The sequence below is a fragment of the Pseudomonas brassicacearum subsp. neoaurantiaca genome, assembly GCF_013608025.1.
Lineage (GTDB): Bacteria > Pseudomonadota > Gammaproteobacteria > Pseudomonadales > Pseudomonadaceae > Aquipseudomonas.
Genome location: NZ_VDLV01000003.1, coordinates 40,744 through 67,455, shown reverse-complemented (window position 1 = coordinate 67,455; position 26,712 = coordinate 40,744). Strand labels below are relative to the sequence as shown.

The following is a 26,712-nucleotide window of genomic DNA, read 5'->3' as shown; positions in this document are numbered from 1 at the left end:
TGGGCTGAGAAGTGAGGCGAAGGATGAAATGGAAAGCGCGCACGACGGAGCAAGTCGCGGAGTTGATCTGTGGTGACAACACGGAAGGCTACTTTCGCTACCTTACCGGCCCAAACCTGACTCGTTTCTTCAGGGATGCCGACACGGAATTCGTCCACGACGGCTCAACACGGAGATTCTGGGTCGCGGATGTTCTGCAGAAAATTCTGGATCTGCCAAGCTCAAATCCGCTGATGCCACCAGATGCCATGCTCCGTGTGATTCGTCTTCTGATCGATAGTGAGGATGCCTTCAATGTAAAGCCACCTCGCCTGAATGCGCTCAAGGCGCTGAACGGGGCGATCAAGCGTGAGGGCTTTGAAGCATTTTTCGCAGATGACGATCAGTGCTATCTCCGCCACTCCCGCACCGGCGCGGTAGGAAATGAATCCGCGAGCCCCCACCGCCCTCTCTCTCCCGCAGAAATAGAGAAAAAAAAGCAACTGATCTCGTACCTTGATCAGTGCTCAGAAGATGATCTGATTGAGCATTTTCTGCTTCCTCTATTCAGGCAGCTCGGTTTCACACGAATTACATCTGCCGGGCACCAAGACAAAGCCTTGGAATACGGGAAGGACATCTGGATGAAGTTCACGCTGCCGACCCAGCATGTCATCTACTTTGGCATCCAGGTGAAGAAAGGAAAACTCGACTCTTCCGGAGTGACGAAGGGAGGACAAGCCAATGTTGCGGAGATCCATAACCAGGTGCTAATGATGCTAGGCCACGAGATCTTCGACTCAGAGCTCAGCCTGCGCGTTCTGGTCGACCATGCCTTTATCGTAGCCGGGGGTGAAATCACCAAGGCCGCACGCAACTGGATTGGTGGCAAGCTCGACCAGTCCAAACGGAGTCAGATCCTCTTCATGGACAGGGAGGACATCGTCAACCTCTTCGTGGTGTCGCCGTTAACTTCGCCGCAAGTGCCGACAAAAGCACCTATCCAGTTCGACGATCCAATCCCCTTTTAGATGCGGATGTGCACTCACCTGCCGTGGGGTACATCCCAGTTCCAAATGAACCAACAACGACGCCCTACGACAACGGATGATAGCAAACGCCTTCTATGCGCCCCTCCCAATACGCCATGCAACAGCGCACCGATGGAGGCCCTTTTCTTCGAATTGATCTTAGTGATGTAGTGATGCTAACCGAGGAGGAGCTCAAGGCCGTTGAATCAGAAGATGGGTATGAATTGATTAGCGACGAGGTCTATGGAACGTCTCGTGTTTATTACAGCGATATCTCTTTGTCGGATGATGCGCCTGGTTGGCATCTGATTTTGGTGGTGGATCCTGAGTACCTGACGCTTTATCCCATCAATGCCCGGTCTGAACATCCTGAATACGCCCAGCCCAAGTACGACTCCGTCACTTCGATCATAATTGCCAGGCCCGTTTACCAGCCTTATAAACATCCAACCGACCAGTACGAAGTCGATGAGCTGCTTAGCGGCATACCAGCAGGATTATCAAAGGACTGGCGCTATGGCCTAGGTTTTCATTACGAATACCGATACCTAGCAAACGCACTGAGTCAATTGGAGGGAGTGGACACGCTCATCCTTCACGGCGGAACTGGTAGCAACGATGCGAAGATTAAAGGCAACGAATTCTACCTGGGCATTGATCGTCTTGAGCATCTGAAGAAAAACTTGGATCGATTGACCCAGCGGCATCAGCGAGAGACTGCTGCGGACAAAAAACTCGTTTGTTACACAAGTTTGGTGCATCAGGCAGCGCCGGAGCTTTACCCAGCCCAAGCACGAAAGCTGCCCCCGGATCTGCTTGCCAGCTTGGTTGCACTGGGGTCGGCGACGCCCACTCTTTCCTCTAAAGATCAACAGCAGGCAGTCAAGCTGGCGCAACAGAGCGTCCCGACCCTGGTGAAATCCGCACCAAAGACTCTCTACAGCCTGAAGGCAGAGATTGAACTGGTTACCCTTGGCCAGCTTATTGGCGTCTATAAAAAAATGATGGAAAGCAACGTTGCGGAACCGAAATGGCAGACCTTCCTCAGCGAAAACCCATTCATACTCGACATGGCCTTTGGATATCCCGTTAAGAAAATTGCCGACCAACCCTACGTAGGGGGTAAAAACTTCTGTGGGCGAGGTGGTCAGTATTCGGACTTCCTCATGGCTGCAAAAGCCACCGGCAATATCGCCCTGATCGAGATCAAACACCCACAGCATGACCTGCTTGGGAAGTCGTACCGTAAAACCTATATTCCGTCCTACGAGCTCAGCGGTTCGGTTGGCCAGATCATCAGTCAGCGTGGCAATGTTCAGCGCGAGATTTTCGGCCTTGCACATGACCTTAAAGAGCGTGTTCATGCCCATGCAGTTGCGGCCATTGTTATCATTGGGCGCACTCCTGAAGATGAGGATAAGCAGGAAGCCTTTGAACAATATCGAAACAGCTTGAAAGACGTTTTGGTGGTTACGTTTGATGAGCTGCAGACACGACTCGAGAGTATTCACCTAGCGCTGACGTCAAAGCCCTTAGTGACTCCAGAGCCAATCAGGGATGAAGACCTGCCGTTTTGAAACGCTCAGCTCCGAAACGGTAGTTGGGACGTTTCCTATACGACGTCACTCGTCTTCCTGATGACTTAGGAAATCAAAGCTTGTCAGCGTGTCGCAGTTGAGGCAGTGATACATGCCGGAGGCGTTTTGGAAACGCATACCGCAAAAGCTTCCGCAGAAAGGGCAGCACTCGTGCCATTCCCGGTTGCCCTAGCTCCATACGTCGAGGTACTCGGGCACACCAACCCGGTCATGGCTGGTGACCTCAAAGGAATCCTCGGTCGTACCGACAAACCCATCGATGCCAAAGTGCTCAAGGATGGGCAAAATATCCACCGGATCCAGGCTGAACCATTCACCAGTGCCACGCAGATGAGAGAATTGCTGATGAATCTCTTTTTCTAGCCGCACGTCATCATCTGTACGAACCCACCCCAGAAGTAAAAGCTTCCTCGGGTTCCCGGTTTGGAGGCCTTTTCTACGGCGCTCGATGTCCTTGGCCCGACCTATCTTCACCTTCTCATTACTATCTTCAATGAAAAAATAGATCATTCCCGCTCCTTCCGTACGCCCGCGAGTCCTTGTCTTTAAGTATAGGCAAAGAGGTCGTCTGCCCTGGTGATGTATCCCTGTATGCAGCAGAGGCAATCGTCGTATTGGTCACATTACTCGCTCAGCGTAATGTGCCCGAATAGGGCCATTGAGCCCAAAAATGATGATTAATGTGCCGTATCGGGGACATTAGCCTGACACGTCATACGGACATGTCCGTTGCATTGGGTTTCAAGACGGCAGTTAATTCTCTGAGTCGCTAGGCTCACGGCGAGCCCAGCGCAATGTAGCTACCGCAGTTCCCCACAGCAGTCCTTCCCGTGACATTTCCAGCAGGGAGCTGTTCATTGAAAAATCATTCGGAATCAGTTTGCTCGGACGTGGTTGTTTTCAGATATCTGCGGACGGTTGATCTCGACAGCCCCAACCTCTCTGCGATTTCGGACACCGGTACTCCGGCACTGCTTAGGCGATCAGCTTCAGCCGCCTTTTGTGTCGCATCGGATCGGACGGGTCGACCAGGCGGCAGCTTTCCGGCTCGTGCCAGTGACTCCATCTCCTGATCGACGCTTTCTTTTCTGATTCTGTTCAGCTGTTTGGAAATGCGTTTGAGGCCCTCTCCGAACGGCTCATTAGATTGCAGGGACGTCGCCATGAGAATCAATGAGGCCGGCTCGACTTCCAGCAGCGCTGCGAGACGAATGAGAATATCAATCGTGATGTTTACCTCCCCACGCTCTATCTGACCCCAGTAGGAACGGTCAATCGTGATCAAGTTTTCCTGCGTAAGACCCTTTCTCCTACGCAGTGCGCGTACTACTACAGCTAGGGCTTGTGCGGCCTCCATGAATTTTCCCCAAGCAAATCGAGGATGAGGCCATATTGCGGCGCACCATAACACGGGCTATCATCCGTATTATGGTGCATTTGCTGCATTCTGGCTGGCTTCCCGTGATCCGATTAACGTCTCTAAGCCAACGCAACTGGCGTGCGGAGAGACTCTTTGCGAGGGGCGAGCGCCAACAAGCGGGATTGAATTGTCAATTTCCGGGTTATTAATTGAGGTGAAACCTATGGCTAGCGTCCAAGAGCCCGATTTTATGAAAGGGCCTAGAACGCCCCTCGAGGGTCTGACGGGGACTTCCGAAGCCCGAGCTTTAGCAGTCGAACGATTTCCTAAAAAGCCTTACTGCCTGGTTCGTGACTGGACAATATTTCGCATCGAAGTCACCCGCGACGAGCTCTTCAAATTTCATGCAGCGGGCCAGCTTCCGATGATCCTGTTTGCTCACAACGTGGCCGAGGACAGCCAAGGCCGTTTCGAAAGGGGCGACTGGGTTCGTTCAAGCATGTGTACCGATTTCCACGACGGTGTTGTGTTCGAAACGAGAAACACGATTTACGTTTTGATTGGCCCAGGTCATGAACAACCCGCGAGCCTGAAAGACGTTTTCTCCCTCTTCTAACTGCGCTCCGTATCGGAGCCCCTTCCAGGCTAAGGACACACGATGTTTAGAACACACGACTCCGACATGCTCGGGCTGCCGGGCATGTTCGGTGCCGGACAGTACCAATGGCATCAGATCTCGAAAGTGCTTCGCACTCACTGGTATCACGTCACCGTCCAGACTAAGCATCAGGGGCGAACCTCGGAGGTTGTTCTGATGATCGACAGTGAGCCTCGACTGCAGCAGATGCTGATTTCCCAAGACATTGAGACGATCATCACAGAGGTACAAGTAGTCACTCCCGCCCATATGAACGGAACGGGAGGCTGGCGAATGGAGACTCTGATCAAGGTGACGCTTGGTGAAGACGAGAACGAATGCGTGGTGTGTTTATTGCAGGTGGAGACGGGCTCCAAATATCACAGTTCTCACCGACCTGGCTTCAACTGTGATGTGCTGCGCAACCTTCGTCCGGTCTATCACGCGAACATGATTCGTACAGCCTGAGATTTACCAAGAGCTCTGCACGACACCAACACAGATGGTTCCGTGAGGACTTCCTGGTAACGCCATAGGGACTGCGAAAGGAACACAATTTTGTTGAACCCAATTGATGTAAATCTGCACGGGAAACGCCATACAGATTTCGATCTCACGCGGATTATAAAGGCCCAGGCCCAGGGCTTCGATGAACCGGTGACCGCTTACCTTTGTGGAGTTTCCATCCGCTCGCGCGCAGGTATCGGTGTGGTTTTTGGCCACAACCGAAAAGATCAGTACGGTCGGCTTGGCGATGGTCATCTGATCAGGACTTCTGACGTGTTGAAAGTCGAGCGTGAAGGGCGATTCTGGGTTATGACAACCGTTAACTCCCGGTATGTGCTCGCCACGTTCCAGCGCGGTAATGGGCGATCAAGTCTGCGCGAATTTCTACGTCTTTCAAAGAAGCACCACCATTTCTCGCCAGGGGTGCTGCAGTAATAGTCGTTTTCACTTTCGTCATGGGTGGAACCTCCTGAGAAATAGATAATTTGATGAGGGGCTCCTTCGGTTTCTCTTGGAAAGAGGCTTCGTCATCGAAATGCCTTGCTGGAAAATTTACCCGGGCGCTTGGTGTGAATTCGAGACCAGAGAGGAAACAGGCGATCTCTGACGTTGCTCGTAATTAGGCATGCGTTCACAAGTTGTACCTACGTTCGAATGCTCTCACTGAGTCACCAGGCTAGTAGCAGGTGATCATTGCCGGGGGAAACGAATCAATGAACAGTTGTATTGATCTGCCGGAGAAAATGTGGGAATTTGATAGCTTTGACACAGGACAACCTGCATGAGCTCAAAGCTATCGGGGGCCTAGTCTCAACTCTCGGTGCCAAGCGCTTCGTTTTTCTGGCGTTACAGTTAGCCTACGAATATCCAGTCAAGTTCGAAGAGCCTATCAATCTATACCTAAACTGCATCACAGTTCCGTCATAGGCATGAGTGACTCTCCGTTTCAGGCGCTGGGTATCGGTTATTAACCAAGCTCCTGAGCTGCTGCGGATACCGTCATATCGTTATCGACACGAGCATCGCACTACAGCCCCCCATGGGCTTTGGTTACATTTTCTAGAGCTGGCTCATCGAGATAGGTCTCGACCCGACTCTGCGAGTTCGGAGGTAGCTGATGGACGCCCGCGCCCGCATATTGTTGCCGCCTTCCACGGCTTCATCGCTGACAACAGGGCGACGCTTGACCAAGAATTTCTACTCGCACGTAAGCGCGAATATTTATCAGCCAGCGAGGCCGTCGAGAGCCTAATCGCACACAGACGGGGCTCATGCAGTAGCTGGCGGAATGCAGAGGTGGACAAGTAGCCTCTCTCGCCTGCGCTGAGCGTCACCGAGCACTGAACTTCTTGCTCAGCCACGACTGAAAGACTCCTTATAACCTTGAAGAAAGACGAAGTCATCTGCACGTATGCTCGTGGGTAGGGAGCGAATAAAAAACAAGCAGCCCGGTGAAATTTAAAAGATTTATTAAGATAAATTGCGATAAGTGTTATGCCGTTTTAGGAGGTTCCATCTTCAGAAACGAAGTAGCAGAAAACATCAAAAAACCCGCCGGATCGGCACCTTGAATAAACATGAAAAATATTTCACATATCGACTGGACGAACTGATGGCCTGGCACTACTGTTGTTTCTGCGCCAGTGCAAGAACTTATAAATAGGTGTCTATCATGCTGTTGGAGCTCGTTTGCGCGTGAGAGAGACGATGGTGACATTCTGCCATTGAGCTGTAACTGTAACAATTTTGAGAGTGCCGAAACTTAGTTATCCAAAAACCCAATCAGAGGAATACTGCTATGCGCAGATTTTTGGATCAACGAATTAAAACATGGAAGCTGACTGTTAAGCTGAGTGGTGCACTGGTCGCTCTGATAATTCTTCACGGATGCGCCAACCTTGAAGAAGTGAGAGATTTTTCAAACCAATCTGCCGCACTGGCTGCAGCACCGCAAGCTGTTGATTATTGGGTTGGCTGGGGGGAGCGCTCCAAGAGATTTGATGCAATTTTGAATCGGCTTCCACCCAAAAACGGTATCAAGGCAGAAGGCCCAGTTGGCCCCAACTCAACGCTCACAAAGCCTCAAATTGAAGCAGTGAAATCGCTTCATGCCTTACTGGCCGCTTATATGACCAAGCTGGGTGCGCTGGCAGATGATGATTTGGTGGATGTTTCCAAGCAAGTAGATGGGCTAGTCACTAATCTTGATGCTCTGCCTTTAGCCACGGATGAGAAGAAAAAAGCTAACGCAGCCTACGGCTCTATCTTGAAACTGGTGAAGCTGCCATTAAATGGGTATAGGCACTATAAATTAAAAGAGTTGATCGTCGAAAATGATGGATCAGTTCAACAGCTGACAAACATATTGGCCACCTCCCTAGGCAGCATTTCTAAGTTTATATCCGCTGAGAAGTATAGCGTGTTGAGCTGGTACGATGAAACAACCCGTCAATACCCAATACCGGCGAATTTTACTAGCGCCTATCAGTGGGAAAAAGATAAACGTTCCGTAGTCGAAATCTACGATAATAAAGCTGAAGCAATTGCTGCATACGACGTAGCTTTGCGAAAGGTAGGTGAGATGCATCACAAAATGGCAATGGAGTTGAGCTCATTCAATACCGACTCGTTCAAACGATTGGTGGGCGAGCTTAAAGTGGCGAAAAACGAAATATCAAAAACTCGTGAAGAATACAAAGCTGCATTCAAAAACTAACGAGAGGTATGCATCATGCCTAACAAAACACTGACTGCAAAAGAACACTTTAACTTAGCCAATCAATATCTAGCCGTATACATCATTATAAATCAGGAGCTGCAAAATCCATCAACTACGCTTTCCCCAGCAGAGCTATCCGATCTCTATCAAGGAAGCAAGCCGCTGATCAAGATTGCCCAAGAGTTTCAAAAAATGGCCTTTAGAGCGATGGCTGTAGACTTGCATTCTTCCGTAGAGGATTTAGAAAGTTCAGTTGAAGCAGCTGCTAAAACGATAAGCAATATAGTTATAGTTGGCAAGGTCATCGAAATTGTTGCCGATCTTGTCGCTATTGGTGTTGTAGTGGCTGTTCCTGACCCTAAGATTACCAGCCTGACTGTCATTCCGGCACTCGTAAAAGAACTGTACGAGGATGTGAATGATCTTGCTGAAGGTTAAGAGCAGTGATATCCCTTTCTAATTTAATCCTAGTAATGGATGGGGGCTTCATTGGTCATCATTGCCAATTCGTGGACATCCCAGAGTGACTTACTGTACATAATTGGTGCAGTTTCGGGAGCATGCCACAAATTCTCTGGCATGCCGGAATGCTGATGAAGAAATGGAAACGTCTGAGCCTGGCGTATGCTAAGCGCTCAGGTGGCTCGGTTGAACTTGACCTTGAGGCGTGTCTTTTTAGTCAATTGCCCATAAGGCAGCGAAAAGAATCAGGAGCGGGACAGACTATGACTGAAATTTCTTATGCATATCCATCGCTCACGCTCAGCAAGCGGTGTCCAGCCTGTCGTCCTGACCAACCTCGCGTCATCAATCTATTGCGAGCGCAGCCAAGTTTCCATTTTTTGCAGCTTACCTAGCTCGAAAAGCTTGGGCTTACCCATGTCAAGCATCGCGAGCAAACGCTGTCTTTCTGCTTGGGAGGGAAACCACTCGTCAATCTCGACACTGCAGTGATCTGAGCAGCTAAGGGCCCATTTCACACTCATGTCTGCTGCGGCTCTGTAGTGATCCGCCATGTACAGCTTTCGCCCCTCTGCAGGCCAACCACGCTGAGACAGTTGGTCTGTGATGTCGATGATGCCTACGTCGACAAAAAAACTGCTGGTATCAGGATAGTGGATGCCCGCCAACGACACCTTGACGACCCCAGCCTCGCGGTCAAAGTACGACAGGAAGTGCCACCCCCCAGTGGTGGTTTGAGGGCGCGGAAAATTGATCGCAGCTTTCCCGGTTATGTAGTGCTCGCGTGAGACGCGTTTGAGATCAAAGTCAAATAGCGGCTGGGTCATACTGGCTTGCTGAGGCGGGCTAGACCTTGCTTAATATGTCCGGCGTTCTCGCCAATTGTTTCCAGGGCGCCACGGACATTATCCCCCACATCTTCATGACCGTGAGCCTCGAGGTGGAGGGTCAATTCCATCAGAGCTGCCTCAAGGGCGAGTTGGTTCTCATACATCCTTTCCAAGATGTCTGATAATGAGTATTCGCTAGCCACTTTTTTTACTCCTGTTTTAAGCCGAGCATACCAGCAGCAAATAGGGTGATGGTGGGACAGGACAGGGAAGCAGGGCACACTGAGAGGTGGGCTCTAGATCTGTATCAGTTGATACCGAGCAGCGCCTTGATCCCATCCCATGTCCCGCCCGTGAAGATACCTTCGCCAGCGATCAATGCTGGGGCAACGATGACCTTACGACCGACCCAGCTCAAGAATTTGCTCAGCTTCCAAGAGCTCAGATGAGGCTTGGGCTCGACGTATTTCGCTGAAAAGCAGAAAGCTAAAGTCAGAGGGAGAGTGGCTGCGAAAAGACGCAAGCACAGTACCCTTGTATCTGTGGTTACCACCGGCAGCATTTCGGGTGTTAAAGCACTGCTCAAAAAATATATACCCAGACCTAGTAGGGTGGGAAGCACGAGAAAAATCCCGACATATTTGATACGTGTGAGTGATCTCTCAGCGGCTTCGGCACGGTCTCGATGAGCCTGGATCTCGTTTGTGGCCTCGTTAGCTTCCTGCAGGTGCTGTTGCAACTGAGCCTGTGCAGTCTCGAGATCTTGAGCCCTCTGCTCGGCAATCCTCCGCTCGGACTCTAAATCAGCGATCTGCTTGGCGGTGATGTCCTGTCGACCTTCTACGGCAGAACGGGCCGCCCGCTCCTCAAGCAGGTGCTTTTCCTTTTCATCCAGTACGGCCTTGGCCTCTTCAAGCTGCTGGGAAACGTTTCGGTGGTGGCTCAACAGCTCATCATGTACTAACTCGAACACTTCCTGATTGGAGGTTTCAATATTGCTGATCCGCGCGCGAAGCGCCCGATTAGTAAGCACCACGCGGATGGCGGATTCTGGGAGATCTCCAACATTTTCGAATCTCGACATTGACTCCAGCACCTTCAACGTCGCCCTTTCATCCTCAAGATCGAACGATTGGAAAAAAAGTGGCAGACGCAAGGAGTCAACCAGACTTTCCTCGAGTTCTGGGGAGCGAGGCACCCAAAACTGGATGAGCTGTACCAAGTTGCTTGGATGCAGTACCACCGGCAGCTTCGAGCGGATGGCTGCGCGTTTTGCTCGGTCAAAGCCGATTAGACGCCAGTCTATGGAAACTGCCCAATACTCAGTTTCGAAAGGCGACTCATGATTAGGGAGGCGTCGGTCGTTGACGGCATGCCACAGAACGGCGTCATGCAGCAGAGCCTCGTACCCTTTGCGACGTTTCTCCGGGAGTTCTTTTGTCTCCCTCTCAACCTCGTGCATAACATCGTCGATGACATCCTGGCGTGTGTGATAGATGCTTGGATGTGCATCCAGTACGCTTATTCCTTTTTCCTCTAGGATGAACCTAAGCTCATCAATGTAAGGGCGAAAGAAATCGGCAGCAGAAAGATTTGCCGTCGAGGCGGCGGTGCTGAAGAACTTTTTGGCGATGCTGGGTAGCGGCTGAGTCATGGCTACTCGGGACATCGCCTGAGTGACCCGTATGCGGTCAATAATATGCAGCTGTGCGATTAGAACGCGCTTGGCTTCTTCCAGAGTGCTCGGCAACACGTAAAGCTTTATATCCAGCTTCCCGTTGCTCTTGTGAGCCAAATCAACGAGTGATAACGCTGCCGCGTCAGCCGGGTTGTCGTGAAGCTGGAGCACGGAGAAAAGGAAATTGGTGTCCAATACCACCTTAATTGTTTTCACCTTACGAGCCTGGTTGATGGCAGCAAGGGTTTCAGGGTTGAGGCGGGTTGCCTCCGCGAAAAAGTAGGCCGTCATGAAGCGGAGAATCTGGCTTCGACAGACTTGATTTCCCGGATTGAAGAAGAACATCAAGACTTTGCGCAGCCCCTCTCGGTTGTCGGTATCCACTTTGTGGAAAAGGCTATTCAACCAGTCGAAATCATTCTGCAACTTGCCACCGACCAATAGCTTGAAGAGGTTGGCACCGCTGATGCGGATCGCACGCGAAAGCGCCTCAGTGAAATCTTTCCATACCAGGTTGGAATCAAGGGTTGGACAATGTTCCCGGCAGGTCGCAATAAAGTCCGCCTCGCACGCATCCTGCTCCGCATGTGCAGTGGCAGCTTGAGCAGAAAGATCGTTAAAAGCTCGCTCGGTCAGCTTGTAGGCTGGCCCTGGTAAGATCGAAACGGTTCCCTGATCGCGGAGATTATTCAGTTGCCTTTCGAGCTCGTCATCAGATCCAAGGGCTCCGGGCGCCTCTGCACGAATCGCGTCATGTAGTGCATTCAACCCCAGCGCTGCTCCATGATTCTTCCAAAGCACGCCTTTTACAATCTGGCTAACACCTTTTTTCCACCAGCCAGACTCGTTCAACTCCACGTGGTGGATTAGTGCGACGATATCCGGAGAAAGCTGTCGGTTAGCCATGGTGACAGCTCCTAAAGGCCTTCAATGCGCGTCGTTCCTTCACAAATGCTCCTTTTTATTATTGATTTCACCAGCGGAAAGAAGCGAGTGGCTTACCCGCTCAAGGATGGTACGAGGTGCCCTAAGAACTATGCAATAGCATCTTGCCATTGCTCAGCACTGCTAGGTGAGTGCATGACAGAGGTCATGACTTTCTCAGTCTCTCAGAAATAAGCGCCTAGTCTCAGTTGCCTCGGATGAGGTAACGGACTCTCCCATTAGCGACGAAGAGTAGGCAAACCGAGCATCGAAGGCAGTCTTTCTGTCGTTTAGAGACGTGTTCAACGCAAGCGGAGCGCGCGGGCCGAGGGGCCGAGACGTAAGGATGGAAGCCCAGAGAGCCAAGACAGCGGACACCGTCGGCTTCATTTACGACAGCCGTCCAATGAGGCACGCACAAACCAAATTTTCTTCACAACGCCTTTAACATCCGCTCAAGTGTGTGATGCTCCCAATTGCTAAGCAGCGCCACCGGATCAGTGCCAAATCGACTCCCTGAGTCAAACGACCATCGCCGCCCATCTGGACTGACGCATTGTTCGCAGTAGTCGAGGTGATAGCAGTCGTTGTAAATCGACATCTCCCAACCGTCTACATCGATCTGGAAGTGGCCCGCATAAATCTCGTCCCACGATTCATGACCCACCTTACTCATGACAATCAGGTTCTAGGGACGGATACGAAGAGCACCGATTATCGTGTCCCCATTTCTTTGCTTGCATCTACCACCTTGACTCTAATTGGCTGTCTCTTTGACCAGCATGCTGACCTTAGGACTGGCATGAAACAGACAATAAGATCTTGGTCATTAAGAGGTGGTGTCCAGTCCGCTCTATGCGAAGCGGCGGAAAGGCTGGCTGCGTCGCTCACAATGGCAAACCCCACTAAGATCAGCCAACCGTATAGCTGATAGCTGCGTAGTAGGTTTTCGCGTAACTGGCAACGAGATCGGCACTTTCCAGGCCGTTAACGATCCTGCGCGCCTGCACCCAGTTCTCCTTGGACACGTTAAAAAATTCAGATAGTTTGGCGGAAGTGAAGAGTCCGTTTCGCATCCCAACGAACAGCACTTTCAACGCCGTATCGAGATCCATCGCTCGGTCTGGATTGGTGATGAGATCGACATCAATAGCCTTGCCAAGCTTTTGGTAGTTGGTCTTGTGCGTCAGCTGAACGAAACCTCGCCCAAACCATGACTTTCCGTCGGCATCGCGGTGCCAGTAGGGCGTTTTGACCCACGGCAGTCTGCCGGTAGACCAAGCCTTTTCAAGTCGCTTGATTGCGTCGTCGTCCGTTACAGCGAAAGTCTCACGCACCGGCTGCATGGTTCGGCCAGTCTCGTGATGCGTAGTGCCAAGAATATAAGCCAGCCACCTATCATCGTCTTTCGAAGACTCCGCTTCCCATTTGTCGAGGATCGCAATTATCCCATCAAGTTGGCTTTGACGGAGTGAACCCTTGAATAGGAATTCACGGATATGGTCAAAGAAAAAATCTCTGTTGATACTCATCGGAACTCCCTAGTAAGCACGACTGTCATTCACCATGGGCGCTCATTCCTGTGCTAGTAGAACCGCCTCCTTTAGTCATCTCAAACTTGCATTGAGGCTGGCATTCGCTCCATATATCTCTAACATTAATATTTTTTTGACTTAATGCAACGCTTGTTTTGTTTATTCCTATTTTTCTTAGGTTATCGGCGAGCACCTTAATGAACGGGCAATTTCTATTTCGCTCGTATACTTCAAAAAACGCTTTACTCTGCCAATTAGCTTTATCTTTATTTCCAGAATTAAAAGCGTCTTTAGTTTTGTCGTAGGCTTCTTGGGCGTCCTCATCTGCAGTGGCACATTCCTGGTTGTCGCCAGCCTCGGCCATTGTGGTGAATGAAAGAAGTCCTAGCCATAGCGCAAGCATCAGTGTAATAGCTTTCATTTTAAGGCTTCCCAACTGCTTCCAAAGACTCGTTGTATTGTTTTCGTAGTTCCGATGATGTCGGCAGTAAAATAGGTGGCGGTGAGTTGGTCTGTGCTTCTTTTGGTTGCGTACTTCCTGAAGTAATTTTTATACGCTCAGGTGACGTGTAGTCATGTGTAGATCGAGCAAATAACGCGGCGACAATGATGATGCCGCCCATAAAGATTCCAACAATACCTGGAGTATGGGTTGCCACCAGTGCTTTAAATGATTCACCAGCAGCCGGTAGAGCCTGAAGAGAAATTCGATGTGAGTCACTGCTCGAAAAGAAGGAGACTGCCAAGCCACCGAAGATAATCCCGGCACCTATCAGCATGGCCAGCAATCGCAGGAGCGTATTGTTGATTAATCCAAGGCCGGAAAAAGTGAACGCTAGGTCATCACCACTGTTGGCATCAATGATCGAGGTCGTTCTAAAGATGGAAGTGGCAACCAACCCGATGAGCAGAAGGCCTGCGATTCCAAGGGCGATGCCTACACCTTTCCACATTCCGGCTTGCCACGCAGACCAGTGAAAAATATGCATCCGTTTATCAACGACTTCGTCATTTACTGGGAGAGACGCAGTGACAGTAGGGGGTGATGGGACGGAGGCAGTGGCTGGCTCTACAGCAGCGTCTTGATCGGTGTTGGACATATCAGAGCCTCTTGAATGGCTGAGCGACCCTTGATATGCCGTAACCGGCAGAAGCCGCATTATTTTCTGACCAAGCCTTTAGAATCTCAGCTGACAAACCATACTGACATGCCTGCTGATAAAGCTTAGCTATTAACGTTTGCTTTGCAAACCAAGACATTTTGTTCAGCCATTCATGCCTGTCACCAGCCTAGGAAAATCCATCAGCCTGGTGAAAAATTGAAAGCATGAAAAAATCCGTTGAGGTCATCGACGGCTTTTAATTGGGTGATGTCCGATCCTGCTTTCAATGTCCAAGGGGTAGATCCAGATGCATTTTTTGAGGCGAGTTACTCAAGCGTTTTAAGCGAACCATGGAATTCTTTCGGATTCATTTCAAGAATTTTGCTTGGTGATCAACATCGAAATCTTCTACATTCATGCAAGAGAATTTGAAGAACGCACCAAAGCTGCACCCTTCGATATTTCCAGATTCTTCAATTAGCACGGGCATGGGTAGGCCATCGCTCGGATCAGAGCGTCCGAAGCATTCGCCACTGACCTGGTGAGGACATCCATTGGGTATCCCATACTTCGCGAATCCACATGCGAGACTATGCACGACTCACTTCATCCAATCACTGCGTCTGGATTACGACGAGGCTTTGGGCTATTTACTCGTGGAAAGGTGACACGGGTCAGTGCAAGCGGAGCGCGCAGGCGTGCTGGATGAAAGCCCGTAGGGCCGAGACGTGGCTTGCCACGGCTCGGTTCACGCCAGCCATCCGCCGGAGGCGGCACGCCATAACCACCGCCCAGCTTTGTGAAAAGGAGGCTGAAATGACCTGCGATTTACTCCGCGAGCGTGAGAGAACTAGGCGAAGGGTTCTGTGGGCCCTTGCATGCCTCCGTCCTGGTGATCCCAACGCATCCGACCTCCTTGCCATCCTCGATGATCTCGATGACCAAGAGCGAAACAACACCCCCTGTAGCGATAAGCCACTCGACCTCATTGAGGTTCGTAACTCTGTCTCGGTGAGGCGTCATAACTCCGGAATCGACATCATCTTGGAGCGCGATATCCCGCAGCCCTGGCGAGAACGCTTTCTGCAAGCGAGCATCGGATCAACCAGAATTCCTGATGGGCCCTACGCCACAGACTGGGAAAAATTCCTGACTGAATGGGAGCATGAGATGCAGCATCTGCAAAATCACCGAGTTGCACAGGCTGCTAACAGCTAGAACGGCTGGTTCGAGCGATAGCGGCGCGAACACACAAGCAGTTGGCGTAGCCGCTGAAAATCCAGCCTCAAACAGGAGCAGCAAGGTGGAACGGCCTTCTTTTTTTATCGATTTCGAGGCATCAGGGATAGCCCCAGATAGCTATCCCATTGAAGTTGCCGTCGTGTCGAGAGAGATCTCCTTCAGCTCGCTTATCAAGCCAGTCCGATACTGGACGCACTGGTCGTTCGATGCGCAAGACATGCACGGTCTCTCTCAAGATCAGTTACATCAGGAAGGTGATACGCCCCACGCCGTGGCGGAGCGAATGAATCAGCTGTTTTCAGGGCAGGAGCTTTGCGGTGACTCACCTCAAGACGGGTTTTGGCTAGATGTCCTCTACGAGGCAGCAGATCTGATGCCGACCTTCGAGTTGAAGCCTTTGGAGGTGTTGGTGGGTCGGGAGGCGGCTAGTGACATTTATCGCTTACTGCCTACAACCAGGCGCCATCGAGCTCTGCATGACGCTACTGCTTTGATGGAGGCCTGCCGTGCTTTTTTCGAAGATTGAACTATCAGATGGGGATACTGCAGTCAGCTATGCGAAAGCGATGAGTCCATTGAAGTACGAATGTAGCTTAGCTTGAGCGACCGCTCGAACCGAAGTTAGGTGCTCAAGGCTTGGTCGGCATGGCAAGCTGAGCGCGCAGGCGTGTAGGGTGGAAGCCCGAAGCGCCGAGGCGCAAAATCGGTTAACGACAGCCTTTCCCTAAGGGCACTCACCAAGTTACGCGATGGATGTGATGCTAACGACTGGACTAACTGGTGAACTCGGGGTAAGACGGACGATGACGACACAGCATACTGCGACATCTAGATGCCGGCCACGGAAGGCATAGAGCTATTGCGGCTGGTACACGTTGCAAAACTCGAAAGCCTGTGGGGCGCGATAAGATCTCTAGGCCAGTACATCATGCGTATTACAGTTTTTATGGCTTGCGCCTTATCAGGATCCACTAGGAATTAGTTATGAGCGTGAAGGTTCCATTCCCTTTTGATGAAGAAGCTCAGCTAGTGATGCAGTCTTATATGCGAGATGCTCAGAGGAAGCTTGGGGTGCTACGAGAAAATTATGTGGATCCCAGAAACGTTCATCATTTCTGTCATGGCACCTCTTGGCAGTCTCACAATAGTTATGCCCCTGACCGAGTTTCCCTGCTTCAAACGCAGTCGCATGAGTCTTACGTCCGCTTTGAAGATGTCTCAATGGGGAGACTGCCGATAATCGCCGAATCGTTGGACTCTCTTGTGAAAAGCTTAATTGAAGGTTTCGGAAGTACGTTTATCACAACTATCTCGCAGGTCTGCGAGGAAAACGAAAGGGTAATACACACTGCCGGTGATGCCGGAGAGCGGTATATAGCAGCCTTGGAATCAGTCGAATTTTCCGTGGGTAGAGATGGGACTGTGCACCAGCCGCAAGTAATGGTTGGCAGTGACACTATGAATCAGCTTTTAACCGACCCGTCTCTGCAGTCCCCGCAGTTGCATACCCGACTAGATGCGCTTAACGCACGCAAGTCTGCTGAGGCCTTGCAGCGCGAGTCAGCTAGGAAGGCAAGATTTGTGAAGGAAGAGAATTGATGCCATCCCGGATGCTTTTGAGTATTGGCTGTGATGTGTACCAACACATGGATAGTCTTAACGGCGCCGTTCTGGATGCTGAGGCAATACACCTGGAGCTGTCCCAGGGTGAGCATAACCGGATAAAATCTGAAGACGCCTGCCTGTTGCGATCACCTACCACCGCGCAGCTTGTCGACGCTTTGGGAGCAATCCAGGACAGGTACTCGGAGCTTGAAAGTTTAACAATTTTTTTTGCTGGCCACGGCGGAGAATCTAATGGTAGTTACTACCTTTGCCTAGCGGACACCAGAGAAGACCGTCTTTCAACGACTGGCTACCCATTAAGTCGACTTTTCGAGTTTTTGAATGAGCTTAAAGCTGCGCACTGCAACATCATCATCGATGCCTGCAACGCGGGGGGGATGGTTGCGGACTTACATTCTTTGCTTAAGCCGGCGGTGATAGGTAGGTCTAACACGTTTGGCGTGTCGCTCTTTATCTCATCAGCCGCTGACCAATATGCGACTGAGAATGCCCAGGGTGGCTACGCTACTAACGGCATTCTCAAGGTGCTACGAGGTGAAATTGATACCGGGGTTCGCAGAGACTTTCTCGACCTGCTAGACATTGGCAAACCCGCTGCCCGATACGTTGCAGAGATGACCGGAAATGCACAGATGCCCTCAGTCTGGGGGGTGAATCTCTACGGACACATGCCACTCTTTGCCAACCCACATGCAAGCGGCCACGCGGCTTCCTCCTTGCTTGAGCTCACTGGAATCTCTCCAACTTCCCCAGCCGGACAAGCCATAAGCGAGGGGGCGGGGTCGCTTTACTCTCTGGTGCATTCATCCGAGTTTGGGCTGACCACAGACATGATATTTGAAACGCTCCCAAAGTTCGTAAACCGACTGGTAGACATGCCTGGGGCCGCAGCTGTGTTCGTGGAAGGGATATGGCACTCGTTAGAAAAGCAAGCTCGCGATGGGACTAACACATTTCGACGCGTCGAACTCTCAGCGAGTTGCATCGCTCTTCTGCTAGAAAGCTCGGAGCGCGATCCCATATCTGCCGCTTACCTCCTTCGTTTTGGACGGGAGCTTATTGACGAGACCGAGCGGGTGTTAGCTGGGCTTGCCGTAACCTTGAGTGAGAACCGATATGCGCTCTGCCGGAACGGTATCCCTGACCTCTTTTACCTCCCCCAGCGAATTGCACGGATACTGGGGTGGGCTGGTGCGGCTTTGCATATCGCCCGTGAATTGGAAAAAGATGGAAGCTCTATCCGTCGAGCGTTAACGGACATTTGCGGATCTTTAGTAGACCATTATGCTGCGGCATGTGCCGGGATGAGTGAAGCGGAGGCTCCTTTTTGGTGTGCTTTCCTCACTGCAACAAACGCAGACGAAATGGGAGGTATAGGGGAGGTCATCGTTTCCACACTGCTCAACGCTTTGATTGAAAATGGCGGCAGCCTGGCCAAGCCACATCTGGAGGCGAAGGAAGTCTACCCTTACCTCGTTGCTCGGATGGAAAAAGACAAGAAGGCTATGCAGGCACACGCTAGCTCCCCGTCAGAAATTTTAGCGCTCGTTCTGCTTATCAGCCCACGCTACGAATTGCAGCATACCGTGGATGTCAGTCTGGAATACCTGGATCACGAGAGCCTTTCCATTTTCGTCCCAGAAAACCACCTTGAATTCAGCAAGCCTTGTATAAGAAATGGTATCAATAACGTGTTCCAAATAGGCCATAAAATTTGGACTGTTGGAGATCTGATTGAGCGATGGAGCGAAGCTTGCGTTCCTCAGATCTACGGTGCCTCTTCTATACACCGTACAGAAACCAGAATAGGAGCAGTTTGCGCTTCGCTGCTTTTTCCTGACCGCGTACCTTGGTTTCTATTGGCCGACCCCATTTCCTCAACCTCTGGCCTTGGTAAGGGAGAGGTAGTTGGAGCGAGCTAAGCGTGGGCAGTTAGTTTTTCGGCCCAACCAATGGCTTTTACAACATGGTCTCTTCAACACCGTCCTATCCTAGGCCCACTATCCTATGGCCCGTGTTGCCAGTAGTCTCCGTACAGCCACCAGAGCGCAGACTTAGTGCTTCCATGGCAATCGGTAGTTGAATGCCAAGATGGGTTTAATCACCCAACATCTCGTTGATCTCTGTGCCAGCACGGCCTAGGTACTTCATTGAAATGTTACCGGCGTCGTTCTCACCCACGTGGAAAAGCGCGAATTTCGGAAGGTTGAGCCAAGCCGGCGGCTTGGCCGCAACGGACAAGGCAGAGCGGGTTTGGTACGTTGCCGCACCGTCAATTATCGACACCAACGCTATGCCATGCGTTTTGGCGTATTTTATCGCGCCGGATTGAAACCCTGTCGTGGTGAACAACATTCCTTTATGAGCACCGATGGATCTCACCTTGTCATGCAGCACCTGAACTAGCTCCCGCTCGACTGCGTTCCGGTATTTTTTGCACTCAATCAGCACGGTGAATTCGGCGCCTCCAAAGGCTTGGAATTTCGCTAGCACGTCGATCTGGTAGGTCGAGTCGTAGGCCTCGACTTTTGCGTCGTGCGTAACCTCTAGGGATGTCAGCTCACCACCCTGTTTGAGGATCCAGTCCCTGACCAACCATTCGAATTCAGTGGCGCTGATTTCGAGATTGGGTTCCGCCATTGGTGGAAACATTTGTCGTCCTTAACCTGAGAGGTTGCCCGTCCAGCTAGTGGCTAGTGAGCAGTGAAGTTATGAAAGAGTCGAGCACACCCGTTGTGTAGCCGGTAACGGGTTATGCGTGGCTTCTAGCCAATGTGGAGCCTATTTTCCTTCCGACTTAGGCTTAGCGTCCGCGCTGAACTGCTCACCACGTTTAATCTCTTCTCTCGTCAAGGACATGCCTCTGGTAAGGCCCATATAATTGATTTCTGGCCTTGATTTGTAAGCGAAAAAACCCCAGGTTAAGCTAGCCAGCATGGTGATTGCGCCGAAGCCGCCGGCAGTAATCTTGATGCTCGGGGACTCGAACCAGATGACCTGTTCTCCGGCAACTCCGACGAAAAGCATCACAATTCCAGCAATCAAGGTGATCATCCCGCCAGCAACCATCGAGTAGCAGATCAGAGCTCGTTGCTTCAGGTGCATCAAAAATAAATTGACCTCTGCCAACGCGACCTTCTTTCTTTCCATCGATACCTCCATACTACAGAACTGATTGTTAATGCGAGGTAGTAGCAGTATACGGGGCAGCCGATGAAAACCCACTATTTCAACTCAATCCCGTACTGGGCGGTACTGCTCGCTGCGTCGAGTAATCTTTCCAATTAAAGGCCCGAAAGATTCGGAAACTCTTTCACCATGAAATCCTCCACGAATGAATTCACAGGCGGTTGCTCGGCATAAACACCAGCCAAATATCCAGGATCAAAAATCACGTCATTTTTTGAAAAAATGTTCACCTCTTGGAACGTTCTTGTTTTTCCGGGAAACTCATATTTAACCTGCATGAGACTCCGCCGTCCCTCGGGCAAATTCCAATACTCATTTGTATTCGAGACGCTACCCTTATAGAAAAATCTGAAGCCGTAGTCTCGAAGATAGCGCTTATCTTTCGGCAAGGGCATGAAGTCCATGAGTGTCAGCAGTACAGCCAGCACATCTTGAACGCGCATGCCCCGATACCCCCACATGCCATGGCGGCTAGCGTATTTGAGTATCTTGCTGAAGTCGAAAATCGAGGCGTACTGAATGATCCGATTAAACTCCATCCAGTGAAATTTCCAAGTCTTGAAAAATGCGTTCTTAAGTGCCATTGCTGCTTGCGGGTCAGCGTCGACCGGATTGAGCCTTCGATATGCCTCAGCGTTAAAGTCTTTTGCAGGACAGAAGCTGCTATTGCCTAGGTGGCTAAAATTAGGGATGCGGTGCTGGCTATGCTCAGCGCGGAGGTAAACGTCCTGGTCACAGATATCGCATATCGCGTAATCACGGTGCCGCTCGTTACCTGCGCCGTCGATGGGCTTACCATAAATTTCTTCATACCGAGCAGCGGTCAGAACTTGGCGTGTGACTCGATGTAAAGCGGTGCGCATAAGATTTCCATATCAAAGACCTGATCTTCTCAGCAAAGCGAAAGCTCATCAATACGGAACTGGTACCGCTGCGTTGTCTTTGTAGTTCAAGCCGGCTGCAGAATAGGTGTGCCCGAGCAAATCAGAATTTTTTTGGCTCCTCGGGTCAACGCGACGTAGAGGTGATAAGCATCCATCCCTTGAGGTTCAAGGATCACCGCTACGTCCGCCTCAAGACCTTTGAGTAGTAGTGTGCTGCCTACTGCTCGGCGGCTTAACGGCCTGCCTGAGAATCGTGCTTTGTCACGAATCTGGACGACAGCCTGATGGAGAGTGTGTGTTCCTGTCATAGCCATTCTCATAGCCGCCACGCAACACCTGAGCATTTCTGGACGATACAAATGGGTCTCTTGCAGTCGCGAATAGTGCTCAAGCAACTCTGCGGCACTCGCTAAGCTGGGTGCATGACCATAGGTTACAGTAATGTGTTCAATCGGAGAGGGGGGAGTTCGATTTCGTCCGTTTTGGATGCTTTGAACTCTGGGTAACAAAGCAGCAGGGCCTATACCTGTCATGAGGCTTGCTGCGAAGCGAACCAGGAGCTCCATCCCATTCGCCGCTCTAGGGTCAAAATTTCTTGAGAAGCTGACAAGGTCGGTGAGCTCTACGTTCTCTACGACCGTCGCACCTGGTATCTGGCTCGTCAACCGTTGGCGACTGATTACATTAATGGAGTCTCCAATGATCAGGACATTTTCGCCATCCTGCACGCGCACCATGGCAGCATTCCGGCGTTGCTGATCTGCATTGGCAGGCGTCGTTTCAATCCATTGGATGCCGGCAGGAGCGCCCCGTAAATCGACTGACTGACCGGCCTCTAAAAGCCTACGAGCCTGTAGTAACCAAGTGCCGATATCTTCCATGCCAACACGGCGCCAACGCCATGGAGTGTTCAGCATCCCTATGGCAGGGAAGTGAGGTAGGACGTCGTCATTCCAATCGACCAGTCGATTACCGCCGAAGCCGAATATCGCCTGCATAGGATCGCCGAGAACGTAGGTAGGTAGCGCTTGGCCAAGCCAGGCGACGATCACATGCTGAGCTTGGTTGCAGTCTTGGTACTCATCCACAATCACGCGAGAGTACGTGGCTTTCAACACTCCGCTGATGTGACCTGCACTCAGCAACTGCCCAGCAGCTGCTCGAATTGCGGGATAGTCATTGCGACGATCCAAAAGCAAAAGAATCGCTGGATTATGCCCGCTTCGCATCGGAAACTTACTGATAATACGAATGCAAAATCCGTCCAGAGTGCCGATCTCATATGACTCGCCGGGTATCCCCGCACGTTTCAAACGGTTCCGCAAGGCGGCGACGCCGGCGTTGGTATGGGTGAGCACGAGTACCGGCTTGGCCTCTCGGTGCTCGGCTAGGGTATCGGCAATGAGCTGGGTCTTTCCGCAGCCAGCTGGGGCAGTAATTGAGCCACGGGGGAAGTCGAATATGCGGATCTCAGGCGGCATGAATCCAATCCTTTATCCCGTTGATGATTTGCTGGAAGCCAATATCTGAGTTGGCTAGGTGAGGCCCGATTATGTCTTTCGCTATGTATTGATAGGATGTCACTGATTTAAACCATCCGTTCCTCCTGATCCGCGAGGCGACTCCCAAAAAACTGCGCTGCTCAGGTTGATAAGGGATGAACTGTTGGCGACTATCAAACACTTCATTCAAGGTCAGCCGGCCTTGTGATTTTGACCGGATATGTTCAGCTACCAGCTCTTGCCCTTGGTCTTCGATAGCCTTCGTGATCAGGGCATCCAAAGCCGCGTCGGGCAGGCTGGCAAAAAGCTCATCCTCCAATGCACGGCCAACTCCCCAGGTTATCGACCGTCCTCCTGCATCGAGGAAGGCTTGTAGAACCTCAGGGGTGGGTGGCTTGTCGGCGTCAACGAGGGCAAGTACGCGATAGCCCAGTCCCAGTAAAGCCAGCCCTCGATTGTAGCTATTGTCGGTCGAGCCGCCGTTGACGTCGACATAGGCTCCTCCTAGGGCCATGAAGGAGGGTAGTCCTAGCGTTCCCCAATAAAGATCCAGACCTCGGACGAGACCGACCTCACTAGCGCCTTCGCAAACAATCACATGCTTTGCCAAGAAAGCCTCAGGATCCGTCCTAAGCGTGCTCTGGACGTCGTTAGACGTTCCTGCCAGGCGTACTTCGTGCTGATCACCTCTCTTGCGTACGATATGAAGTTGATTTCCCGATAACTCTCGCAGGGCTACCGGGGAGTGAGTTGTCAGGAACACCTGAAGGGGCGGTACACTTTCCTTCGCTCCCATTGAGTCCAGAAAGCGTATCAATCGATGTGGCTCGAGGCCGAACTCAACTTCGTCTACCAGTGCAATGGAGGCTGCTTGAGCCGCTCGCCGCTGCAGGCCTGCAACTAGCAGTCGAGACGAGCCAGTGCCAAGCGACCTCAGGGGTATACCCGCCGCATCGTGTAAGGCTATGGCGCCATCTCCAATTGATACAGAGTGAGCATCAAGCAGTGCCTGAGCACCACCACCCATGGGTACTCCAAGACTGTTGGCGGTTTCGGTGACGATTTGCAACGGCTGTTGAAGCTCTACCCCTGCCTGGCTCCCAAAGCTTGCTCGAGCTTCTCGGGCCGCTGCGGCTAGCGCCCCACCGAGCGCGGCACGCTCCTCCGTCAGCTTGTTCAGTATCGAATTACGACTCCAGGACAGATTCATGCTGGCAAAGCTACCGATGCGTGCAGGCGCGAGACGAGCTCGATCTTTCCAAACTAGACCACGCTCCAGCCCTTGCTCGGCGGCTCGCTCTGAATGGAGAGTCCAAGCGGGCTCCAAGTCACTATCAACTTTCAGTCTGAGTGTGAGAACGGTCTCTAGGCCCATCCTAGGTTCGTCCTCGATATTGCCTGTGGCTGGATCGAACCCGCGCAGGAAATCTCCATACGTGTCCAGATTGATCAGGTCATCTGGGAGGGCGCCAATGGTCGTGTTGATTACAATTGGCGTGGTGACATTCAAACCATAAAAGTCTGTGTCGCCGATGGGCACGCTCCGGCGTGCTCCGAGGCACATATCAATAGCGTCTAGAATGCTAGATTTTCCACTGTCGCCGGGGCCTATGAGGCAGTTGATGCCCGGCGACGGCGTCCAGGTAAGTAGTCGGATAGATCGAAAGTTTTGGATCTCAAGCTTGCGAATCCTTGCCATTTTTTTGCGCCTCTCTTCCCAGCATCAGTTCTAATGCCTCCCTGAGCATAGTCTTGTGCCTACATGTCACCACTCAATGGAAATATGAATTTTTCAGGATGTTGCGCAGATAAGTTGCCCCCACCTCCGAGGCTGCGAAGACCGCATGTGGAACGGTGGGTCGCGGTTGTCTACTCAAGCGCGGATAATTCTGGCTCTCCATCATGGCTTCACACATGAAGGCATCCATTTTCGGACAAGGATTTGCTATTCCATTGGGGCTTGAGTGGAGCCAAACTGGCTGGCGATGACTACAAGTCATTACTGCTCGCTTCCTGAGCGACCTTGAAGGCCCGCTTGAGATTAGCCCGGACGCTCCGGATTGGGATTGGGATCTCTTCTGCCAGTTGGCCTACGTAAACCATGTTGGCCAGCAAATGCGGCCCATCGCGCGACCAGTCTCATCGAGCTTTTTAGGCATATCGAAGCGAATGACATCGACAGCATGACACTGCTTGTACCCTACGATCTCAGTACGCCAGGCATCTCGGAGGCTGATTTTCAAAAGATGTTTAATGAGTGCGTCTACCAAAATCAATTAGTAAAGGAATACGATCTTGCATATTAAAAGTTTTGGTCTGCTGGGGCTTCGAACACTCTGCCTCAATAATATCATGCAGACCAACTCCCTCAACCCGCGTGATGTGCCTCAAGTCAGAGCTTCAAAGGTTAATATTTTCGTCGGCCCCAACGGCGGCGGCAAGTCAACTGTGCTAGATATGGTGCGAGCACTAAAGGACGTTGAGATTATAAAAACGATTGCTCGTGAAAACATGCGATCCAGTACCGTGGCGACGTCCATCATCTACTTTGACAAGGGAACCTGGGTAGCTTCAATATTTAACAAGCTAGACATTGATGAATATGGCACATACATTGCCGTTACTACACGAGATGAAAGACACCTATTCGAGGGAAGCATCTACAGCAAACCGTCAAAACCACCAAAAGAACTTGTAAAGGTATTGGATAAACTAGAAGCCATAATCAGTTTTCGCTCATCACACGACGAGCGCGGGGTTTGTATCCAAAGAGTCATCAGTGCACTAAATAATGATGGAAAGCATCTCGTGGGACTCGCGCCACACCCATTACAGCCCGACCAAGTAGATTATAAGAGGCCTCCGAATGAAGATCACACCTACAAGCATGCCAACCCAATTAGCTTTCTTGATAAGAAAACTGTAGGTGTCTACCTCAACGATGACTTAGGTCAGTTCAACCATATCCCAATAAAGATGCTGCCGTCTGGATGGCGGGCTTTTGCTGGACTAATAGGATGGCTAAACTCAGTTAATGATAACCAGATATGTGTCATCGAGGAGCCTGAAGTCCACCTGCATCCAACCCTTCAGAGACTTATGATGGCTAGGGTTTCTGAAGTCGTAACTCGCAAGAACCTTCAGCTTTTCATCTCCACGCACTCGTCTGTGCTTCTAGATATATCAAGCTGGTCTGTACCAGACACAAAGCTATTTGAAGTCAATGGTTACGCAATATCAGAATTAACATCACCTGCAAGGGCTCTGTCAGGGCTCGGCATAAAGCCAAGCGATGTTTTCCAAGCCAACGGCGTGATATGGGTCGAAGGGGCGTCTGATCGAACCTACATTTTGCACTGGCTTTCGCTCTGGTGCTCGACACATGGTAGATCCATGCCCATGGAAAATCTTGATTTCTCCTTCGTTTTTTACGGCGGGTCTATGCTTGGCCATTTCACATCAAATGCTACGCCAGGATTAATTGACATATTCAGTATAAACAGGAACTCCATAGTAGTTATGGATCGAGATCTAGACTTTCAGCGCGCAGCTGACGGCACTGATGAATGCATTAACCAAAACTGCGTGAAATATCAGGTTTGGGCTGACATTGCTGAACATGAGTCGAAGACGGGGTATTGCTGGGTGACTGAGGGCTATACGATTGAAAGTTATTTGCCAGCAGCTTTTCGCGACAAGCATTATCGGATTTTCGGCGCTAGACTAAAGCAGATTACTAGCTATTCAAAAGTTACAATCGCGAACAAGTTCGTAGCCGGGGGTAGCACTTTCAACCATAGCCATGACCCACGAACCGACTTGCCAACTCAGATTGAAAGGCTTTTCAACACTATTGAGGCATGGCAGATGTAGGCTCAAGCATCGGCAAGCCTCGCCTCAAGGCAA

The 26,712-nt window shown here is 51.1% G+C and carries 25 protein-coding genes; 11 read left to right on the top strand and 14 right to left on the bottom strand.

What is annotated here, in order from left to right:
- Positions 1 to 23: 23 nt before the first annotated feature.
- Together FHK92_RS02290 and FHK92_RS02285 are read left to right on the top strand one after the other, a co-directional pair.
- Positions 24 to 1,010, top strand: coding sequence for a hypothetical protein (locus FHK92_RS02290; protein WP_181286638.1), 987 nt, complete (start codon positions 24 to 26; stop codon positions 1,008 to 1,010).
- Between the two features lie 116 nt (positions 1,011 to 1,126).
- Positions 1,127 to 2,587, top strand: coding sequence for a Shedu immune nuclease family protein (locus tag FHK92_RS02285; RefSeq protein WP_181286637.1), 1,461 nt, complete (start codon positions 1,127 to 1,129; stop codon positions 2,585 to 2,587).
- 189 nt (positions 2,588 to 2,776) lie between these two features.
- On the opposite strand, the gene FHK92_RS02280 is transcribed toward FHK92_RS02285, so the two are convergent.
- On the bottom strand, positions 2,777 to 3,118 hold the full coding sequence (locus FHK92_RS02280) for a GIY-YIG nuclease family protein (RefSeq protein ID WP_258232549.1): 342 nt from the start codon (positions 3,116 to 3,118) through the stop codon (positions 2,777 to 2,779).
- 355 nt (positions 3,119 to 3,473) lie between these two features.
- Positions 3,474 to 3,965, bottom strand: a complete 492-nt coding sequence (locus tag FHK92_RS02275) for a transcriptional regulator (RefSeq protein ID WP_181286636.1) — start codon at positions 3,963 to 3,965, stop codon at positions 3,474 to 3,476.
- 226 nt (positions 3,966 to 4,191) lie between these two features.
- On the opposite strand from FHK92_RS02275, the gene FHK92_RS02270 reads away from it, so the two are divergent.
- The 5 genes from FHK92_RS02270 (at position 4,192) to FHK92_RS02250 (ending at position 8,269) form a co-directional block, all read left to right on the top strand.
- Positions 4,192 to 4,584 carry a DUF6957 family protein gene (locus FHK92_RS02270; RefSeq protein ID WP_181286635.1) on the top strand — a complete coding sequence of 131 codons (393 nt, stop codon included), beginning with the start codon at positions 4,192 to 4,194 and terminating at the stop codon, positions 4,582 to 4,584.
- Positions 4,585 to 4,626: 42 nt separating this feature from the next.
- Positions 4,627 to 5,073, top strand: coding sequence for a hypothetical protein (locus tag FHK92_RS02265; protein ID WP_181286634.1), 447 nt, complete (start codon positions 4,627 to 4,629; stop codon positions 5,071 to 5,073).
- Between the two features lie 90 nt (positions 5,074 to 5,163).
- Positions 5,164 to 5,547, top strand: coding sequence for a hypothetical protein (locus tag FHK92_RS02260; RefSeq protein WP_181286633.1), 384 nt, complete (start codon positions 5,164 to 5,166; stop codon positions 5,545 to 5,547).
- A gap of 1,363 nt (positions 5,548 to 6,910) precedes the next feature.
- Entirely contained in the window at positions 6,911 to 7,828 is a 918-nt protein-coding gene (locus tag FHK92_RS02255; protein ID WP_181286632.1) for a hypothetical protein, read from the top strand.
- Between the two features lie 15 nt (positions 7,829 to 7,843).
- On the top strand, positions 7,844 to 8,269 hold the full coding sequence (locus FHK92_RS02250; protein ID WP_181286631.1) for a hypothetical protein: 426 nt from the start codon (positions 7,844 to 7,846) through the stop codon (positions 8,267 to 8,269).
- Between the two features lie 374 nt (positions 8,270 to 8,643).
- Here the strand turns inward: FHK92_RS02250 and FHK92_RS02245 are convergent, their stop codons facing one another.
- The 7 genes from FHK92_RS02245 to FHK92_RS02220 all read right to left on the bottom strand — a co-directional run bounded on the left by FHK92_RS02245 (position 8,644) and on the right by FHK92_RS02220 (position 14,360).
- Positions 8,644 to 9,120, bottom strand: a complete 477-nt coding sequence (locus FHK92_RS02245; RefSeq protein ID WP_181286630.1) for a hypothetical protein — start codon at positions 9,118 to 9,120, stop codon at positions 8,644 to 8,646.
- Complete coding sequence (locus FHK92_RS02240) at positions 9,117 to 9,326, bottom strand: hypothetical protein (RefSeq protein ID WP_181286629.1); 210 nt, start codon at positions 9,324 to 9,326, stop codon at positions 9,117 to 9,119. Before FHK92_RS02240 ends, FHK92_RS02245 begins: the two co-directional genes overlap by 4 nt.
- A gap of 104 nt (positions 9,327 to 9,430) precedes the next feature.
- Positions 9,431 to 11,707, bottom strand: a complete 2,277-nt coding sequence (locus FHK92_RS02235; protein ID WP_181286628.1) for a hypothetical protein — start codon at positions 11,705 to 11,707, stop codon at positions 9,431 to 9,433.
- A gap of 451 nt (positions 11,708 to 12,158) precedes the next feature.
- The gene (locus tag FHK92_RS28250; RefSeq protein WP_445758190.1) at positions 12,159 to 12,401 is read right to left on the bottom strand and encodes a DUF7693 family protein; all 243 of its coding nucleotides are present in this window, start codon (positions 12,399 to 12,401) and stop codon (positions 12,159 to 12,161) included.
- Positions 12,402 to 12,636: 235 nt separating this feature from the next.
- Positions 12,637 to 13,257: a glycoside hydrolase family 19 protein gene (locus FHK92_RS02230; RefSeq protein ID WP_181286627.1), complete on the bottom strand. Its 621-nt coding sequence runs from the start codon at positions 13,255 to 13,257 to the stop codon at positions 12,637 to 12,639.
- Positions 13,258 to 13,282: 25 nt separating this feature from the next.
- A complete protein-coding gene (locus FHK92_RS02225; RefSeq protein WP_181286626.1) occupies positions 13,283 to 13,681 on the bottom strand; it encodes a hypothetical protein in 399 nt (132 codons plus the stop codon).
- A gap of 1 nt (position 13,682) precedes the next feature.
- Positions 13,683 to 14,360, bottom strand: coding sequence for a hypothetical protein (locus FHK92_RS02220; RefSeq protein ID WP_181286625.1), 678 nt, complete (start codon positions 14,358 to 14,360; stop codon positions 13,683 to 13,685).
- 1,306 nt (positions 14,361 to 15,666) lie between these two features.
- On the opposite strand from FHK92_RS02220, the gene FHK92_RS02215 reads away from it, so the two are divergent.
- From FHK92_RS02215 to FHK92_RS02205, 3 genes are all read left to right on the top strand, one after another.
- Positions 15,667 to 16,131, top strand: coding sequence for a 3'-5' exonuclease (locus FHK92_RS02215; RefSeq protein WP_181286624.1), 465 nt, complete (start codon positions 15,667 to 15,669; stop codon positions 16,129 to 16,131).
- Positions 16,132 to 16,589: 458 nt separating this feature from the next.
- Positions 16,590 to 17,204 carry a hypothetical protein gene (locus tag FHK92_RS02210; RefSeq protein WP_181286623.1) on the top strand — a complete coding sequence of 205 codons (615 nt, stop codon included), beginning with the start codon at positions 16,590 to 16,592 and terminating at the stop codon, positions 17,202 to 17,204.
- Entirely contained in the window at positions 17,204 to 19,153 is a 1,950-nt protein-coding gene (locus FHK92_RS02205) for a caspase family protein (RefSeq protein WP_181286622.1), read from the top strand. The genes FHK92_RS02210 and FHK92_RS02205 overlap by 1 nt, the downstream gene beginning before the upstream one ends.
- 175 nt (positions 19,154 to 19,328) lie before the next feature.
- Here the strand turns inward: FHK92_RS02205 and FHK92_RS02200 are convergent, their stop codons facing one another.
- The 5 genes from FHK92_RS02200 to FHK92_RS02180 form a co-directional block, all read right to left on the bottom strand.
- A complete protein-coding gene (locus FHK92_RS02200; protein WP_181286621.1) occupies positions 19,329 to 19,883 on the bottom strand; it encodes a restriction endonuclease in 555 nt (184 codons plus the stop codon).
- Between the two features lie 129 nt (positions 19,884 to 20,012).
- Positions 20,013 to 20,381, bottom strand: a complete 369-nt coding sequence (locus FHK92_RS02195) for a hypothetical protein (protein ID WP_181286620.1) — start codon at positions 20,379 to 20,381, stop codon at positions 20,013 to 20,015.
- A 134-nt stretch (positions 20,382 to 20,515) separates the two neighbouring features.
- Entirely contained in the window at positions 20,516 to 21,283 is a 768-nt protein-coding gene (locus tag FHK92_RS02190) for a hypothetical protein (RefSeq protein ID WP_181286619.1), read from the bottom strand.
- An 86-nt stretch (positions 21,284 to 21,369) separates the two neighbouring features.
- Positions 21,370 to 22,785 carry a UvrD-helicase domain-containing protein gene (locus FHK92_RS02185; RefSeq protein ID WP_181286618.1) on the bottom strand — a complete coding sequence of 472 codons (1,416 nt, stop codon included), beginning with the start codon at positions 22,783 to 22,785 and terminating at the stop codon, positions 21,370 to 21,372.
- On the bottom strand, positions 22,775 to 24,505 hold the full coding sequence (locus FHK92_RS02180) for an ATP-dependent nuclease (protein ID WP_181286617.1): 1,731 nt from the start codon (positions 24,503 to 24,505) through the stop codon (positions 22,775 to 22,777). Before FHK92_RS02180 ends, FHK92_RS02185 begins: the two co-directional genes overlap by 11 nt.
- A 596-nt stretch (positions 24,506 to 25,101) precedes the next feature.
- Between FHK92_RS02180 and FHK92_RS02175 the strand changes: the two genes are divergently transcribed.
- On the top strand, positions 25,102 to 26,679 hold the full coding sequence (locus FHK92_RS02175; RefSeq protein WP_181286616.1) for an ATP-dependent nuclease: 1,578 nt from the start codon (positions 25,102 to 25,104) through the stop codon (positions 26,677 to 26,679).
- Positions 26,680 to 26,712: the final 33 nt, after the last annotated feature.

What these genes read in the sequence shown, in the direction of transcription:
- FHK92_RS02190 (WP_181286619.1), bottom strand. Translation starts at nt 21,283, where the DNA reads ATGCGCACCGCTTTACATCGAGTCACACGCCAAGTTCTGACCGCTGCT.
- FHK92_RS02225 (WP_181286626.1), bottom strand. Translation starts at nt 13,681, where the DNA reads ATGAAAGCTATTACACTGATGCTTGCGCTATGGCTAGGACTTCTTTCA.
- FHK92_RS02220 (WP_181286625.1), bottom strand. Translation starts at nt 14,360, where the DNA reads ATGTCCAACACCGATCAAGACGCTGCTGTAGAGCCAGCCACTGCCTCC.
- FHK92_RS02275 (WP_181286636.1), bottom strand. Translation starts at nt 3,965, where the DNA reads ATGGAGGCCGCACAAGCCCTAGCTGTAGTAGTACGCGCACTGCGTAGG.
- FHK92_RS02250 (WP_181286631.1), top strand. Translation starts at nt 7,844, where the DNA reads ATGCCTAACAAAACACTGACTGCAAAAGAACACTTTAACTTAGCCAAT.
- FHK92_RS02195 (WP_181286620.1), bottom strand. Translation starts at nt 20,381, where the DNA reads ATGGAAAGAAAGAAGGTCGCGTTGGCAGAGGTCAATTTATTTTTGATG.
- FHK92_RS02210 (WP_181286623.1), top strand. Translation starts at nt 16,590, where the DNA reads ATGAGCGTGAAGGTTCCATTCCCTTTTGATGAAGAAGCTCAGCTAGTG.
- FHK92_RS02270 (WP_181286635.1), top strand. Translation starts at nt 4,192, where the DNA reads ATGGCTAGCGTCCAAGAGCCCGATTTTATGAAAGGGCCTAGAACGCCC.
- FHK92_RS02200 (WP_181286621.1), bottom strand. Translation starts at nt 19,883, where the DNA reads ATGTTTCCACCAATGGCGGAACCCAATCTCGAAATCAGCGCCACTGAA.
- FHK92_RS02280 (WP_258232549.1), bottom strand. Translation starts at nt 3,118, where the DNA reads ATGATCTATTTTTTCATTGAAGATAGTAATGAGAAGGTGAAGATAGGT.
- FHK92_RS02245 (WP_181286630.1), bottom strand. Translation starts at nt 9,120, where the DNA reads ATGACCCAGCCGCTATTTGACTTTGATCTCAAACGCGTCTCACGCGAG.
- FHK92_RS02230 (WP_181286627.1), bottom strand. Translation starts at nt 13,257, where the DNA reads ATGAGTATCAACAGAGATTTTTTCTTTGACCATATCCGTGAATTCCTA.
- FHK92_RS28250 (WP_445758190.1), bottom strand. Translation starts at nt 12,401, where the DNA reads ATGAGTAAGGTGGGTCATGAATCGTGGGACGAGATTTATGCGGGCCAC.
- FHK92_RS02205 (WP_181286622.1), top strand. Translation starts at nt 17,204, where the DNA reads ATGCCATCCCGGATGCTTTTGAGTATTGGCTGTGATGTGTACCAACAC.
- FHK92_RS02180 (WP_181286617.1), bottom strand. Translation starts at nt 24,505, where the DNA reads ATGGCAAGGATTCGCAAGCTTGAGATCCAAAACTTTCGATCTATCCGA.
- FHK92_RS02290 (WP_181286638.1), top strand. Translation starts at nt 24, where the DNA reads ATGAAATGGAAAGCGCGCACGACGGAGCAAGTCGCGGAGTTGATCTGT.
- FHK92_RS02255 (WP_181286632.1), top strand. Translation starts at nt 6,911, where the DNA reads ATGCGCAGATTTTTGGATCAACGAATTAAAACATGGAAGCTGACTGTT.
- FHK92_RS02265 (WP_181286634.1), top strand. Translation starts at nt 4,627, where the DNA reads ATGTTTAGAACACACGACTCCGACATGCTCGGGCTGCCGGGCATGTTC.
- FHK92_RS02285 (WP_181286637.1), top strand. Translation starts at nt 1,127, where the DNA reads ATGCAACAGCGCACCGATGGAGGCCCTTTTCTTCGAATTGATCTTAGT.
- FHK92_RS02235 (WP_181286628.1), bottom strand. Translation starts at nt 11,707, where the DNA reads ATGGCTAACCGACAGCTTTCTCCGGATATCGTCGCACTAATCCACCAC.
- FHK92_RS02185 (WP_181286618.1), bottom strand. Translation starts at nt 22,785, where the DNA reads ATGCCGCCTGAGATCCGCATATTCGACTTCCCCCGTGGCTCAATTACT.